Here is a 14,739-nt window from a genome sequence, read left to right on the forward strand (position 1 = left end):
TACTCCTCTAATTTTTTAGAATAACTATGAGCAAACATCTACTATATTTATCTTTCATCGTCTTGTTATCTATGGCATGTGCCAAAGATAACCATGAGAATATTTTATTAAGTGATGATGCGTTTGGTGCTCAAGTTATACCTTCTAAAAGTATTGACTCCAATTTGGTTATTGGCGATGGCGCTAAGATTCAGCTAGGTGTTAAGAATACTTTAAACATAAAAGGGAAAGACTCTTCTTCTCAAAAAAAGCACCGTCCATATAACGTTGATAAATTGGAACAACCTAAATTAGATACTTCAACTAATGAGCAAATATTAATGGCTTCTATATTAACCAATAGTGGTTTAAGAGCTATTAAGGAATCCAAGAATACATATACAGTACATACAATAGTCAATTCTCCATTTAGTATAGTTGACAGCTTAAAAATTAAGGGTGTTCTAGAACAAATGACCTCCACAGCTAATTCTAGAGTCAATTTAGTGCAAAATTATATTAAATCTAAAGAAACAGATACGATCACTTTCTTGCAAACAAAGCCTATAAAAAGGAATGAGCAATCTATTGAAGCGCCGATTAAGTATTATCAAGAAAGAAGTATTCCTCAAAAAACAGTGTTTAATTCTAATGTAGAACAATTAAAGTTAATTCAAGCTCAAGATAAAGTTGAAAATAATAGGTTGAGTTCTCTGAAAAATTATAAGACTTATAATACGGCTATAGACCAATTAGGTGTAAGTAAAGATAGTGTTGATAACAACAAAAAGACTTTTGTAATAGCGACACCCCGAATACAAGCAGGAATTGACACCGTTAATGTTGGTAAAGAGAAGCAGGTAGCTCAAGTGGCCTCGTTTGAGCCCAGAATTGTACCACTTTTTAGTGATCCTAGTGCGCATAGTAAGCGTTATACAAAACGTTTAAACCCTAGCATCAAAACAAGTTCTATTAAGAACAGTAAAAATATGAGTGGACAATTAAAAAACAGCACAATACCACAGCAAAATATAGTTAATTTACCATTAACTAAAACGCAGAAGGTTGCAGTAACTGATGCTAAAAAAACAATCAAAGATCGAAGCGAAAATGTAGCTAAACCTTCAAATCAATTAAAGTTAAATGGTGTTAAAAATAATACGCAGCAAATACAGGAGGTAGATGAAGAAATTATAAACTATTCTATGAAAACTATAGCTTTAAAGGCTAGAGTGCTCAAGCAGGAATCTAGTTATAAAACTAATAATAGTTATACCCTTTTAGTTGAAGTCAAAAATGAAGGCGATTCAATAAATCCAATTAGCTTGGACGTAAACATGCCGGAAGATTGGGATGTTATTTCAATAAGCAAGTTAGATAAGTTGGCAAAAGCAGAACGAAAAATAGTTATGGTTAGTTTTTTTATACCTAACCGTAGTAGTTCTGGAGTATCAATGTCATCGATATTAATAAAAAGTAATGCTAAGGTTTTAAAAACTTTAGATTTTAAATTAAATATTGCTAACAATTATGATTTAGAGGTCTTTAATATTGTTGTACCGCAACAAGTTCAAGCTGGAGAAGTAATTGAAACAAGTTTTGGGATTAGGAATAAAGGAAATGTAGCTCAAGAAGTATTTCTAAATTCTAGAAATACAATTGAAGGGGATTCTAAAATAATTATACCTAAAGACTCAATGGTGGTTGTCAATATATCACAAAAAACGAATCCTAACTTAGGAGCTTATCGAAAAATAAGTACAAATTTAGATGTTCAAAATATAGCTTCAGGAAGAACTTATTACAATTCAAAGAGTGTAGAAGTAATTCCTACTAAAATTAAACAGAAAGATCCTTATTTTAGATATCCGTTGAGCGCAAGTGTTTTATATAGCAGTCATAATAGACCAAATAACCACTATTCAACTATGTCTGCTGAATTAAGAGGAAACGGATATTTGGACACCGAGAGATTACATCACCTAAACTTTACGCTTAGGGTGCCTAAGAAAGAAAATATTCGTCGTTTTAGTGTGGTGGATCAATATAGTTTGATTTATAGCCGTAAAAATAAAACTACAGTTTATCTAGGAGACCATTCATATATTATCAATAGGTTAGGATTTGGTTCTCGTTATGGAATGGGTTTTAAATTAGATCACAATATTAATAATTGGACCCTGTCTGCATTTTATAGTCGTCCCAGATTATTTAATTTTAATAAAAATCCTTGGTACGGTGTAAGAGCTCAATATCGATATTCAGATTCTTTACAGGTAGGAATAACATTTGAGCGTTCTCATGGTAATACATACAATTACACCAATTTTTTCAATAGAGATGGTAGAGGACAAATGCTAACCGTAGACTATGATTACCTTAATAAAAACACACGAGTAGAAGCAGAACTGTCTGCCAGTTACAGTAATAGTGTACTAGATTTTGCCACAGATATTAATTTTATTCAAAGTTTTAAAAATATATCTTTCTCTAGTGCATTGATATGGGCAGGAAAAAATTATTTAGGAATAATATCCAATAGCTTGCAATTAACTAATAATCTCAACTATTACAAGGATGGATTAAACATAGGTTTAGGACATGCTACTTCAAGAGTACATAGAAGGCTTGATCCCTTACTATATGATGCTGAACCCTATTATGAAGCCTATTTTGCAACGCTTGGGTATAGATTTAGTAATAAGCATTATGTGAATTTTAGATTTGATAAGCGTATAAGAGAAGATCAGCTCGAACCTAGTAATTATCATTATAATGAGTATGGTGTGAATTATAGATTTAACTACAACGATAAAAAGTTTACAGGTAGCTTTGGAGGTCGTTTTGCAAAAACACAGAACCTATTAATTGAAAATTCTAATTATAGAAACACCTATTCTCACCATTTAAATGTCTCTTATAGTTTAATCAATAATTTAAATATTAGAGGAGGGTTAAATCATATTTATACTAATCGATACGGATTGTCAGAATTGAGCCAAAACTTTTTTAGATATAATATTGGTCTAAACTATAATGCTATGCGTCGATTAAGTATTAACTTAAATTACAATAGTGGATTTAGTCCTGAAGACAGTTATATACAACGAGAGTACATTAATTTTAATTTAAGGTCTCAAATCAATAAGAATCATCGATTAGAAATTAGAGCTAATTATTTTGAAAACCCTTTAATTTTTGACAAAAAAGAATTGTTTGCATATGCTAAATACACTTATACTTTTGGAGTTGGAGTGAAACGATTGTTCGATCAAGGAGGAATATCAGGCCAAGTATTTACTCGTACAAAAGGTGTAGATGTTAAAGGAGTTAAGTTTTATACTGCAGGTAAAACTATAGTCACAGATGAATATGGAAGATTTGAAATGAACAATTTAGAGCTTGGAATTAACTATATATACCTAGATGAAAGCACCTTGCCTCTTGATGTAATGTGTACTCAAAAAAACCCTATCGAAGTTAAAGTAGAGAAAAATCAAAAAACCGAAATAGACATACAGCTTGTGAAGTCTGGTAATTTGTTTGGTACTTTAGTTCTTCAGAATAAAGATAAAGCCATTGAGACTAATTTAGGAGCCTACTTGAAGTTGAGTAATGAACAGTTTACTTACTACGTTGAATCTAATAATGAAGGCGTGTTTAAATATAAAAATATAGTACCAGGTAACTATACTTTAACAATATTAAGATTTAAAAATAATTCTGAACTTCTTAATGCTGTTAAACAAACTAAAATAGAGATTAAAGAAGCTGTTAAAACCAGTATGAGAATTACAGTAAAAGGAAAAGAACGAATAATTAAGTTCAAAAATAATAATTTAAAAGTCGGCTATAATGAGTAAATGTATGCACCCTATTTTTTTAGTATTATTTATTGTAGCTACAGCACTCACGAGTGCTCAAGAAACAGTAAATGGTTCAGATGTAAATAGTTTTATAATTGGTGGAGGGCAAGAAACCTCTGATGTGACCTTATATGTAAATGCAGTATCACTTGTTGATGTCTCCCCAGAGGGTCAAGCTGTAATAGCTGATGGAGGTGATACTTTATTAGAAGCGGGGCTTCCAATTTTAGCAAGTGGCACCTCAAACTTTATACCTGATATTTGGCTAAACTATACTTATAGGCCAATTAACCCCTCAGATCAATCCGAAATTTATGTTAGATTAAGTGAACCCTTGCCAACCGGAATTACTTTAAGTATAAAAGTAGTTGAGGTGGGTGTTGGTGGTAATTTTATTGATAGAGGCGTTAATAATAACTTTGAAATCACTTCCGTAAACAAACGAATTGTTAAAAGTTTTGGTGCTGGATATACTGATGATGGAGTTACTAATGGTTATAGAATAGAATACAACTATACTAATAATGGTTCGGAAGAATTGCCCCCTGGACTAAATATTATTTATGAAATACTGAAAATTTGACATTATGAAAAATATATATTTTATCATTTTAGTAATAACATGTGCAACATTTGCTCATTCACAGGTACAAGATGGCACCTTGACTTTAAATGGAGCTCCTAATTTCTCACAGATTGTTGCAGTAATGGAAGCAGGATTAGATGATGCCGAAATCATTCCAAGTGATACTGAACCACTGTTAAGTTTTATATTAAATTCTACAATAGACCCAATAACCGGATTGTCTACTTCTGCTGAAGAAAATTGTGAAACGGTATATTTATACAAAGTGTTTTTACATACAGTTAATGCACCAACAGGAGCTGTGATTAAGGCTAAAACTTATGATAATAGTGGAGACCGATTTCCTCTTGTTAGTAATTACGATACATTACCTCCGGCTAGTCAGTATTTTGGACAAAGAGATTTGACTGCAGAAACTGCAGGTGCTGATATTGATGGATTTATTACGATTCCAAATGATGCTACTCAAGCAATTAAAGTTTTTCAATTTAAAGGATGTAGAGAAAATATCCCCATTGAGTTCAGGGCTACACCTAACGTGTTCACACCTTCGGGATCTAATTTGTTTCAAGTAGTATATACCATAACAGCAGAGCCTTTTAGTTAGTAAGGGCAAGCTCGTTTAATTCAGCTTATCTTAACAATTTGTACATCCATCTATATAAAGGCTTATCTTAACTAAAAAGCCAATTGATATCAAAGTTATGGAGGTATATTTGATATATAATTAACAGCACGTAAATACTTTTTTTGTCCCTATAAAAAATAATACCTACTTGACCTAATGTTATGAAGGTTTAAGCCCGTCTTTTTAAAAAAAGGATGGGCTTTCTCTTTATATGTTGTTTGACATATTATTTCTTTTACTTTAAAATGATGGTATTTTATATTGGATTGGTTTTACAAGCGTTGTAACTGGGATGTGTTGAAATCTGTCATAATAAGCAGCTAAATGGCATTAGCTTAGATAATCATATCTATTGGGTAAAACTGGCCCTTAACGAGCTTAAACTAATCAAGAAGATGTTTAATAGTGTGTTAGTGAATCCATAATAGCTAGAGCAATTATCCTTCTTTAAAATTCTAGACAATTAAGCTTAACTATAATTTATAATGAACCGAAGGATATTACAAACTTAAAAAAAACCAAGATATTGTTTTATGAATTTGACGTATAAATACATATGAAGATGTGAGTTAATGACTGCTAAGTTGTTTAATTATAAAACTAACCATAATAGCATAAAAAAATGGACTTTAAAATAAAAGTCCATTTTTCTGGAGATATTTAAATATAAGGGATTGTAACTAATAAATTTTGTTATTAATTAGCTTTTATAAATATGTTTGTAAAATACCATTTGCCTTCACTGTCTTTATTTGCAGAAACATTAAAATGTGAGTGATCATCTTCAATATTCGATTTATGAGAAGGGCTATTAAGCCAAGCTCTAACAACACTTTGCGCGTTGGTATACCCAGCAGCAACGTTTTCAGATACTTGTATAGCCTCCGCATACGTTTCAAGAAATTCTTTTCTTTGGAAAAAATAGTCATGAGATGCACTTTGTTGTTTAATCATATAATTTGTATGATTATTTGTCTGTGTTCTGATAAGTTCATCTACTTGAAGAGCTTCAAGATTTTTTGTAATTCTATGTGAATTAATTAATTCAAGTATTTCTATTTCTATAGATTTAATATCATCAAGAAGTAGAACACTATTAACTTCCTTGTCTATCGATGGGGTGGAATCTTTTGAACAGGATTGTGATAAGAATCCAATTAAAAAAATGGCAGTAATAAAGGCTTTAGTTTTCATAACATAGTAGGTATTTATTTTACTAAAATATGCTTAAACTTCACTGAAATTATCAATATTCGATGAGGAGACCTTTACTGTAGGTGGTTGGAAATATTTAATGTATTTATTGATAATAGGTGGAAATTGAAAACGAGTACCCTTTAAATCTTAAGCGAAATAGTTTCCAATTAGGTAGGCTACAATTTATCTCAATATAAGGTTGGTTCGTCTACACTTATGCGGCATTGGTCTAAATAATATTTAATGAGGCTAGTATGTCAACTATATTTACATCATAAATAAAGCATTAAGGTTCAAATTAAAGAATAAGCGGTTAAGATTTAGTGGACCATGCAATTTATAAAACTCATCTTATTCCCTCATTAAGGTGAGTTTTTTCTGTTTATAATTCTTCCCTACTATTTGATAAGCTATGTTTCAAGGAATGATTTCAGGTTTGTAATGAAATGAAAACATGATGGTTGAAAAACTTTAAAAACCGTTCGTCTATAGATATGTGTTTCTGGTCTTTACAAAGTAGAACAATATCTAATTTAAATTATAGAAAGAACTTTATGCTTTAATATTGTGGTATAGTAATAGCGAAAATTATTTATTATATCTTAAAAATGAGTGTATCTGTAAATGTCGAAGCTTGAAGAAGTTAAAAATTAACAACACTCCGCAAATCATTACAGAATAGATATAATTAAATTGAAATGATAAAATTTTTTTTGAGTTAGTTAGTTAGTGATTTTATCAGTGTTAAAAGAGTTCGAAGTTCCAATCTTTGAGCTCTTTTTTTTATAGCGCATTTTTTTGATGCTTAAAAAAGGCATCGGCCTGTAGCTGCATGAGCTCACGAGCTTTTTTGCGCTTATAGGTGTATAACTCATCTTCTTCAGCAATGTCATTGTAGATTTTGTTATTGAGTGCCATATCGGTTTTCAATAAAATATTGCGTTCATTGACCTTTTGCTCGACCCAAGTTTTAACAGCCGTTTCGGCATCTTCAAGTTTATGATCATATTCACCTTTAGGAGAGAGCAGTTTTGCGAAAATTGGGGACGTTTCAATGGCCAAAAACAACAAGAATATAAAAAAGGAGGGTAGCCAAGGTAATTCACCCAAGGCGTTTACACGAGCCATTAGTCCGTCAAATCCATCAATAATGGGTTGGGTCGATGCAACTTTAGAATCGTAATCCGTTTTTAATTGGGCAATCTGCGCTTCATTAGCTTCTATCTTGACTTTGTTATCTATTTTTAATTGCTGTAATTCGGCAAGAGCAGCATCATGTTTTTCGCGTTTTTCTTGGTAAACTGGACCTTTTCCTAATAACTTGGTGCCTGCTGTCCCTTCAGCTTCAGAAATGTAGGTGTCATATAGCGCATTAACTTCAGCTTCTTTGGTTGAGATTTCATTTTGTAAAAAAGTGATGTCATTTTCTAATGCAGTAACGGAAGGATTAAATTGTTCAGCAATTTGGTTTTGATTAGCCAGTGTTAGCTCATTTTTTTGTTCGAGTAATACTTGATTGATTTCCTTTTCAAAGATTTTTAACTCTAATGGTTTTGAGATTACGATAGCAATTATGATGGCAAGAAGTATCCTTGGAGATGCTTGAATCAATTCATCCATGACATTATTGCGTTTTTTTATGGTTGATACAATAAACCTATCTAGATTAAAAATGAGTAATCCCCAAATAAACCCAAAGGCTATAGCCGTAATGTAATTATCAAATACAGTATAAAGTGCATAACTTGCAGCGATAAAGGCCATTACAGCAGTAAAAAACACCGTAGCACCAATACCGGCATATTTGTTTTGTTCTCCTATAGAGCAATTATCTAAAAGATCGGTATCAGAACCGGAACAAATGATGAAGAATTGTTTTAACATAACGCATTCGATTTTTTGGTTGATAAAGTATTAGAACGTAAAAGTTATTTAATTGTTACATAAAAGCCCCGAAAATCGGGGCTTTATTTGAATTATATAAAATGTTCTTAATCTTTTATCTCAATGGATTGTGCTGAAATAAATACTTTGGGCTTCACCGAATGAGGGCGTTTTGTTTCAATATTAAGATTGTCATTGTTGCTTATTAAGTTTATAGCTTCGTCAGCAGTAATCGATTTTCCTTTAAAATAAAACAAGGCATCCTTTTTAGACATGGCCTTCACGTGCTCCAATGCCGATATTGGTGGTGGTGGCGGTGGTGGTGTTGTGTTATTGAAGTGATCAACTGTACGTTGCATTTTTTCTTTGTCTGCGGAGCTTGCATCATCAGGAATAGGTGGTGGTGGTGGCGTTTTTTCACCTTTAAAAACTTTTCCTGACTCCGTGGCTTTTGGAGCAGGCGGTGGCGGCGGTGGTATTTTAATACTAGGAAATGGCTCGGCAGTTGCTTTTTGTTCTTTGCTCATAATGCCATATAAATATTCTATTCTTTCGACATCTTTTTTCTTAATCTGCATACGGTCTTTAGGCATATTGTTATAATGCCTTGCTAGTGTATTGTATTCTTCAACTTCTTTTGGACTTGCTTTTAGGTCTTGGGAGAGCATATTTAATTCTAATGAAGTGTTTAAGTCTTCTATAACAGTAGCTATAGAAACAGAGGGCTCCATATTAGGAGATTTCGAAAGATCATTCTTTGTAATTTCTTTGTGATTACTAAAGCTGACTAAAGTAATGGCTAATAATGGTAATAGTAGGACTCCTTTGGAATACATACGTTGTTTTGTGGTTTTTGTTTTCATGACTGTGAATCGTTTTTTGATTGATGAATAATTAATGGCATGTGCCATATGAGGTGTTTGGACGTTTGATGAGAACGTTAATAATAATTGTTGATAACTAGATGGGCTTGCGCCTTTTTTAAGTACGGCCTGGTCGGCTAAAAATTCATGATTGAGTTTAATCTGTTTTTTTAACAGGTACACTAAAGGATTAAACCAAAATAGCACGCATGCTATTTCAATAAATAAAATATCTAGGCTATGCTTTTGATTGGCATGAGCTTGCTCATGAATTAACACTTCGTTTGGAATTTGCTTCGTGTCGTGAAGGTGTTTGTTTAAAAAGATATAATTGAAAAAGGTATGTGGGGTTTTTAAGTGTTCTAATAATACATTAATAAATGGATGTGATTTGTATTTCGGATTTTGCTGTATGGTTTTAGCAATTGTAAACAGGTTGTATATAAATTTTATACTAAAAAGGACTGCTCCCATACTATAGATTGTCCAAAGTAAAATAGGCCAATTAATGATGGTTTGAGCGTTGCTATTTTCATTCAAAGAAGAAATAGTATTGTTGTAATTAAGATTTGCAGAAGTTGAAGCGGGTACCTCATAATAAATTGTTATTGACGGAATACTTAGTGCCAATACAAGTGCAGCCAATAAATAAAAGCGCTTAAAACGGTGTATGCTTTCGTTTTCTAAAAACAAAGTATAAAATAGCATAAAAATGGCTAGACAGGCACTGGATTTAAGGAGATAAATAACCATAACTATTTATTTTTAATTTCATTATCAATAATGGCTTTTAAAGCTTCTAATTCCTCCTTTGTCAAATCTGTTTCTTTTGTAAAGAAAGAAGCAAATTGTGATGCACTGTCATTAAAAAAGTTTTTAATCAGACCGTTGACATGTTTAGAAAAGTAATCTTTCTTTTTTACTAAAGGAAAATATTCTCGAGCATTGCCATAAAGGTTATAGGCTATAAAACCTTTATCTGTCATCCGTTTCAATAAGGTTGCAAGAGTGGTGGTGGCCGGTTTTGGTTCGGGATAAGCGTCTAACAAATCTTTCATGAAGGCCTTTTCAAGCTTCCAGAGATGGTTCATAACCTCTTCTTCGGTTTTTGTAAGCTGCATTGTTCTACAATATTAGAGTTAACTCTACAAATGTAGAATAAATATTTTAATTCTACAACTGTAGAGCATAAAAATGTTTTATAAGGAAGTTAAATTCTTCTTTTTCTCGAACGAATACTCTCAATAACAACCGTACACAAAATGAGGCTTCCACCTAAAAACGTATTGGCAGATGGAATTTCATTTAAGAAAATATAGGCAATAATAATTCCATAAATAGGTTGCATACTCCCTATGATACTCGCTGTGCTTACTTCAAAGTATTTTAGGCTTTTAATAAACAACGAATGGCCTATAGCTGTGGTTAATAGAGCTAGTAGAAGAATATATGGATACTGTGTTTCTATATTTGAAGTCTCCATGAAAAACATAACTGGAACTAAAACAATACTCAATATAAATACTTGATAAAACATCAAGGTCGTACCGTTATAATTAGCGACATGCAGTTTTAAAATGAGTGTTCTAATGGAATAAAATATAGCCGAAAGTAATCCTAATAAAATACCAATAAAGTGGTTGTTTTCTAAATCAAATTCGGGAGCTAAAATATAAACGCCTAACAGTACCATCATTCCCAAAACGATATGAACAGGGTCGAATTTAATTTTTACAAAAAATGGCTCTAATAATGCCGTAATAATAGGAAAGGTGAAAAGGGATAGCATCCCTAATGCTACATTCGATAATTTTAATGCGTAAAAATAGGTGACCCAATGAGCTCCCAAAAATAAAGAGCTAATAATAAAGGTGATGGTATCCTTTCTGGATTTGATTTTTAAACTAATGCGTTGGTATTTACAAAAGGCAAATAAAAATAAAACGGCCAAAGCTGAACGCCACCAAATAATAACTGGAGTGGGCATGTCAATAAACTTACCTAAAGCCCCAGAGGTGCTAATGAAAAGTGTGGCTAAATTAAGCGCGAATAGTTGTTTTAGGTGTTCGTTTTTCATGTATGTCCAGAATAAGGCGATTAGTTTGTTGTATTCAAACTAGGTAGTTAGCGGCTTAATTCTGTAAAATATTTATAAAATAATGGGATCGTCTCAATGCCTTTTAAATAATTCCAAATTCCGAAATGTTCATTAGGCGAATGTATAGCATCACTATTTAATCCAAAGCCCATTAAAATAGTCTTGCTTTTTAATTCTTCTTCAAAAAGCGAAACTATTGGTATACTGCCTCCGCTGCGTTGCGGAATAGGAGTTGTTCCAAAGGAATCCTCATAAGCTTTAGAAGCCGCTTGATATCCGATACTATCGATTGGAGTGACGTAACCCTGCCCACCATGATGAGGCTTGACCTTAACTTTAACGCCTTTAGGTGCTATACTTTCAAAATGAACTTTAAATAATTGAGTGATCTCTTCCCAATCCTGATGTGGCACTAAACGCATAGATATTTTAGCAAAAGCTTTACTAGCAATTACGGTTTTGGCACCTTCGCCGGTATAACCACCCCAAATGCCATTAACATCTAAGGTAGGTCGTATAGAGTTTCTCTCGTTAGTAGAATAACCTTTTTCTCCGTGAACATCATTAATAGCTATTGAGGCTTTATAATTTTCCAATGAAAATGGAGCCTTTGCCATTTGCTTACGTTCTTCATCCGAAAGTTGTTCAACTTTGTCATAAAAGCCAGGGATGGTAATGTGGTTGTTCTTATCGTGAAGCGAGGCAATCATTTTGGCCAATATATTTATAGGATTAGCAACAGCGCCGCCGTAAAGTCCTGAATGCAAATCTCTATTAGGTCCAGTCACTTCTACTTCAACATAACTTAAACCGCGAAGTCCGGTGGTAATAGAGGGTGTGTCTTTTGAAATCATTCCAGTATCAGAAATGAGTATAACATCATTCTTTAACTTTTCTTGATTTGCCTTAACAAATTTGGAAAGGTTAACACTGCCCACTTCTTCTTCCCCTTCAATCATAAACTTCACATTGCAAGGCAATTGGTTAGTTGAGGTCATGAATTCTAAAGCTTTAACATGCATATACATTTGACCTTTATCGTCACAGGCCCCTCGTGCAAATATTGCTCCCTCTGGATGAATTTCAGTAGATTTTATAACAGGCTCAAATGGTGGTGATGTCCACAAATCTAAAGGGTCTGGTGGCTGTACATCATAATGGCCATAAACTAAAACTGTAGGTAAACTAGCATCTATCAATTTTTCGCCATAAACAATGGGATGCCCATCGGTTTTACAAATTTCAACCATATCACAGCCTGCTTTTTCTAATCTCATTTTTACCTGATCAGCAGTTTTTATAACATCATTTTTAAATGCCGAATCAGCGCTAATCGAAGGAATTTTTAATAACTCAACGAGTTCATTTAAAAAACGCTCCTTATGAGTTTGAATGTAAGACTGTATGTTTTGCATAATTTTATTTTGAATTTCAGCCAAAAGTACAAAATTGGATACAACTTTTTTATTTAGTGATGCGTTTGTATATTGAAACAAATTTTTATATTTGCAGTCCTTTTGCAGGCGTGGTGGAATTGGTAGACACGCTAGACTTAGGATCTAGTGCCGCGAGGTGTGGGAGTTCGAGTCTCCCCGCCTGTACATAACGAAAAGCCTTTCATTTCTGAAAGGCTTTTTCTATTTAAACATTACTTCTTTTAAATAGTCATTAAAACTCGAAGTTTTTGTAAATTTTTTAAAAAACCTACCAGTACCTACCAGTTTTTATATATATTTGTCGTATGAGTTTGATATCAGTTAAAAAGGAGTTGGGTATTCCTAAGTATAAACAAATCGTCTCGTCTATTGAAGATGCCTTAGTTTCGGGTGAGTTGAAAAAGGGCGACCTGTTACCAAGCTTGAATGCTATAAAGTCTAAATTTTCTTTATCTAGAGACACTGTTATCATGGCTTTTAATGAGTTGAAAGCTCGAGGAATTGTAGAATCTGTTGTAGGTAAAGGCTATTATATTAAAAGCGACGATGTTAAAATTCATCAAAACATATTTTTACTTTTTGATGAATTAAATGCCTTTAAAGAAGATTTATTTAATTCATTCTTAAATAGTTTGGACGACCAATTTCAGGTTGATATTTATTTCCATCACTTTAATTACGATATGTTTTCCAAACTTATCAATGATAATGCGGGTGCATATAATTACTATGTAATTATGCCGGCCAATCTAAAAAACACTGCTCAAATCATTGAAAAGTTGCCAAGGGATAAAGTGTATATTCTAGATCAAACCAATGATGAACTAAATCAATATCCTGCTATTTATCAAAATTTTGAAGATGACATTTACAGCAGCCTCAAAAAGGCAACAGTTCTTCTTAATAAATACCAAAAAGTAGTATTGTTATTTCCAGAAAAAAAACAACCAATAGGTATGTTGAATGGCTTTCAAAAATTTAGAAAAAATACTGATTTTCAACATGAAATAATCAGCTCTTTAGAAAATAGAACTTTAAATAGGGGTGAAATGTATTTGGTGCTCGATGATCAAAATTTGATTACACTGATTAAGATGATTAAGGATAAAAACTTTCAACTAGGAAAAGATATAGGCATCATTTCCTATAATGAGACCTTGTTAAAAGAGATTGTTGAAGGTGGCATCACTACTATTTCAACCGATTTTAAACAAATGGGGAAACGATTGGCTGAAATGATTCGTAATAGAGAATATCTTCAAATTGAAAACCCAAACAGTTTAATTATTAGAAACTCATTGTAAATGTTTACTATCAATAAAAAGAGGAATAAAGATCAAAACACACAATTTATTGAGTTGTTTAATTCCAGCAATTCCTGTTTTGCCAAAATTGATCTACAATTGGGAGGCAGCTTGCAAGAATTGAGACTGGATAAAAAATCTCTTATTTCGAGCAATCATGTGCTGCCCTATCCAGAGTCGTATGCTTCAGCTGTTTTATTTCCTTTTGTTAACAGAATAGAACAAGGACGTTACAGTTTTGACAGTAACAATTATGAGTTGGATATCAATGAAAAAGTCTTAAATAATGCCTTACATGGTTTGGTTTATAATAAAACTTTTGAATTAGTCAGCAAGGATAGTACATCAACTTCGGCATCGGTTAGTATTTCTTATATTGAAATAAACAGAAACAAGGGTTTCCCCTTTACCTTCGAGATATCTTTAACTTATAGACTAACCAATTCAACACTTGAGCTTCAAGTAGATATTCTAAATACAGATGAAAATGTATTTCCATTCAGTTTAGGTTGGCATCCTTACTTTAATACAAGTAATATATTCAATAGCTACTTGTCTTTTTTAAGCCATAAAAAACTAGTTGTTAATGAAAATATGATTCCGATTTCTGAAGAGAACATTGCTATTCAACACCCAATCCAAATAAAAGATAAATGTTTTGATGACTGCTTTGTTTTGAATTCTAATAAAGTAAAATTGGAAACGCCAGATTATACAATGGAATTAAGCAGTACTTCTGAAGAGAATTACCTTCAGCTTTATACGCCAAATAACAGAAAATCAATTGCCATTGAGCCCCAAACAGCACCTGCCAATAGCTTTAATTCTAAAATAGGATTACTGCAATTGCAGCCAAATGAAACCTTTAGCCTTAACTGGAAAATTAAGATAGATTAGT

At 32.5% G+C, this 14,739-nt stretch carries 11 protein-coding genes and 1 tRNA gene; 6 read left to right on the top strand and 6 right to left on the bottom strand.

All coding sequences use genetic code 11. From position 1 onward, the window contains the following. Positions 1-26 precede the first annotated feature (26 nt). The 3 genes from ACFO5O_RS13075 to ACFO5O_RS13085 are packed head-to-tail and all read left to right on the top strand — an operon-like array spanning position 27 to position 5,038. Positions 27-3,842, top strand: a complete 3,816-nt coding sequence (locus ACFO5O_RS13075; RefSeq protein ID WP_387964495.1) for a SpaA isopeptide-forming pilin-related protein — start codon at positions 27-29, stop codon at positions 3,840-3,842. After that, positions 3,835-4,428 carry a hypothetical protein gene (locus tag ACFO5O_RS13080; protein WP_387964497.1) on the top strand — a complete coding sequence of 198 codons (594 nt, stop codon included), beginning with the start codon at positions 3,835-3,837 and terminating at the stop codon, positions 4,426-4,428. Before ACFO5O_RS13075 ends, ACFO5O_RS13080 begins: the two co-directional genes overlap by 8 nt. Positions 4,429-4,432: 4 nt before the next feature. Further along, a complete protein-coding gene (locus ACFO5O_RS13085) occupies positions 4,433-5,038 on the top strand; it encodes a hypothetical protein (RefSeq protein WP_387964499.1) in 606 nt (201 codons plus the stop codon). Positions 5,039-5,755: 717 nt separating this feature from the next. Here the strand turns inward: ACFO5O_RS13085 and ACFO5O_RS13090 are convergent. The 6 genes from ACFO5O_RS13090 to ACFO5O_RS13115 form a co-directional block, all read right to left on the bottom strand. Further along, the gene (locus tag ACFO5O_RS13090) at positions 5,756-6,253 is read right to left on the bottom strand and encodes a CAP domain-containing protein (RefSeq protein ID WP_387964501.1); all 498 of its coding nucleotides are present in this window, start codon (positions 6,251-6,253) and stop codon (positions 5,756-5,758) included. Between the two features lie 786 nt (positions 6,254-7,039). Continuing rightward, positions 7,040-8,140 (bottom strand): DUF4407 domain-containing protein, encoded by a 1,101-nt coding sequence (locus ACFO5O_RS13095; RefSeq protein ID WP_387964503.1) that lies wholly within the window; start codon positions 8,138-8,140, stop codon positions 7,040-7,042. Between the two features lie 107 nt (positions 8,141-8,247). Further along, positions 8,248-9,756, bottom strand: coding sequence for a M56 family metallopeptidase (locus ACFO5O_RS13100; protein ID WP_387964505.1), 1,509 nt, complete (start codon positions 9,754-9,756; stop codon positions 8,248-8,250). 2 nt (positions 9,757-9,758) lie between these two features. Beyond that, positions 9,759-10,124 (bottom strand): BlaI/MecI/CopY family transcriptional regulator, encoded by a 366-nt coding sequence (locus tag ACFO5O_RS13105; RefSeq protein WP_387964507.1) that lies wholly within the window; start codon positions 10,122-10,124, stop codon positions 9,759-9,761. Positions 10,125-10,213: 89 nt separating this feature from the next. Further along, positions 10,214-11,080, bottom strand: a complete 867-nt coding sequence (locus tag ACFO5O_RS13110; protein WP_387964509.1) for a DMT family transporter — start codon at positions 11,078-11,080, stop codon at positions 10,214-10,216. Positions 11,081-11,127: 47 nt separating this feature from the next. Then, on the bottom strand, positions 11,128-12,516 hold the full coding sequence (locus ACFO5O_RS13115) for a dipeptidase (protein WP_387964511.1): 1,389 nt from the start codon (positions 12,514-12,516) through the stop codon (positions 11,128-11,130). Positions 12,517-12,620: 104 nt separating this feature from the next. Between ACFO5O_RS13115 and ACFO5O_RS13120 the strand changes: the two genes are divergently transcribed. From ACFO5O_RS13120 to ACFO5O_RS13130, 3 genes are all read left to right on the top strand, one after another. Then, positions 12,621-12,702, top strand: a tRNA-Leu gene (locus ACFO5O_RS13120). A gap of 140 nt (positions 12,703-12,842) precedes the next feature. After that, on the top strand, positions 12,843-13,841 hold the full coding sequence (locus tag ACFO5O_RS13125) for a GntR family transcriptional regulator (protein ID WP_387964513.1): 999 nt from the start codon (positions 12,843-12,845) through the stop codon (positions 13,839-13,841). After that, positions 13,842-14,738: an aldose 1-epimerase gene (locus ACFO5O_RS13130; protein ID WP_387964515.1), complete on the top strand. Its 897-nt coding sequence runs from the start codon at positions 13,842-13,844 to the stop codon at positions 14,736-14,738. Position 14,739: the final 1 nt, after the last annotated feature.

This window comes from Geojedonia litorea, assembly GCF_042654525.1.
GTDB classification, from domain to species: domain Bacteria; phylum Bacteroidota; class Bacteroidia; order Flavobacteriales; family Flavobacteriaceae; genus Geojedonia; species Geojedonia litorea.

What these genes read in the sequence shown, in the direction of transcription:
- ACFO5O_RS13100 (WP_387964505.1), bottom strand. Translation starts at nt 9,756, where the DNA reads ATGGTTATTTATCTCCTTAAATCCAGTGCCTGTCTAGCCATTTTTATG.
- ACFO5O_RS13125 (WP_387964513.1), top strand. Translation starts at nt 12,843, where the DNA reads ATGAGTTTGATATCAGTTAAAAAGGAGTTGGGTATTCCTAAGTATAAA.
- ACFO5O_RS13090 (WP_387964501.1), bottom strand. Translation starts at nt 6,253, where the DNA reads ATGAAAACTAAAGCCTTTATTACTGCCATTTTTTTAATTGGATTCTTA.
- ACFO5O_RS13110 (WP_387964509.1), bottom strand. Translation starts at nt 11,080, where the DNA reads ATGAAAAACGAACACCTAAAACAACTATTCGCGCTTAATTTAGCCACA.
- ACFO5O_RS13130 (WP_387964515.1), top strand. Translation starts at nt 13,842, where the DNA reads ATGTTTACTATCAATAAAAAGAGGAATAAAGATCAAAACACACAATTT.
- ACFO5O_RS13085 (WP_387964499.1), top strand. Translation starts at nt 4,433, where the DNA reads ATGAAAAATATATATTTTATCATTTTAGTAATAACATGTGCAACATTT.
- ACFO5O_RS13115 (WP_387964511.1), bottom strand. Translation starts at nt 12,516, where the DNA reads ATGCAAAACATACAGTCTTACATTCAAACTCATAAGGAGCGTTTTTTA.
- ACFO5O_RS13075 (WP_387964495.1), top strand. Translation starts at nt 27, where the DNA reads ATGAGCAAACATCTACTATATTTATCTTTCATCGTCTTGTTATCTATG.
- ACFO5O_RS13080 (WP_387964497.1), top strand. Translation starts at nt 3,835, where the DNA reads ATGAGTAAATGTATGCACCCTATTTTTTTAGTATTATTTATTGTAGCT.
- ACFO5O_RS13105 (WP_387964507.1), bottom strand. Translation starts at nt 10,124, where the DNA reads ATGCAGCTTACAAAAACCGAAGAAGAGGTTATGAACCATCTCTGGAAG.
- ACFO5O_RS13095 (WP_387964503.1), bottom strand. Translation starts at nt 8,140, where the DNA reads ATGTTAAAACAATTCTTCATCATTTGTTCCGGTTCTGATACCGATCTT.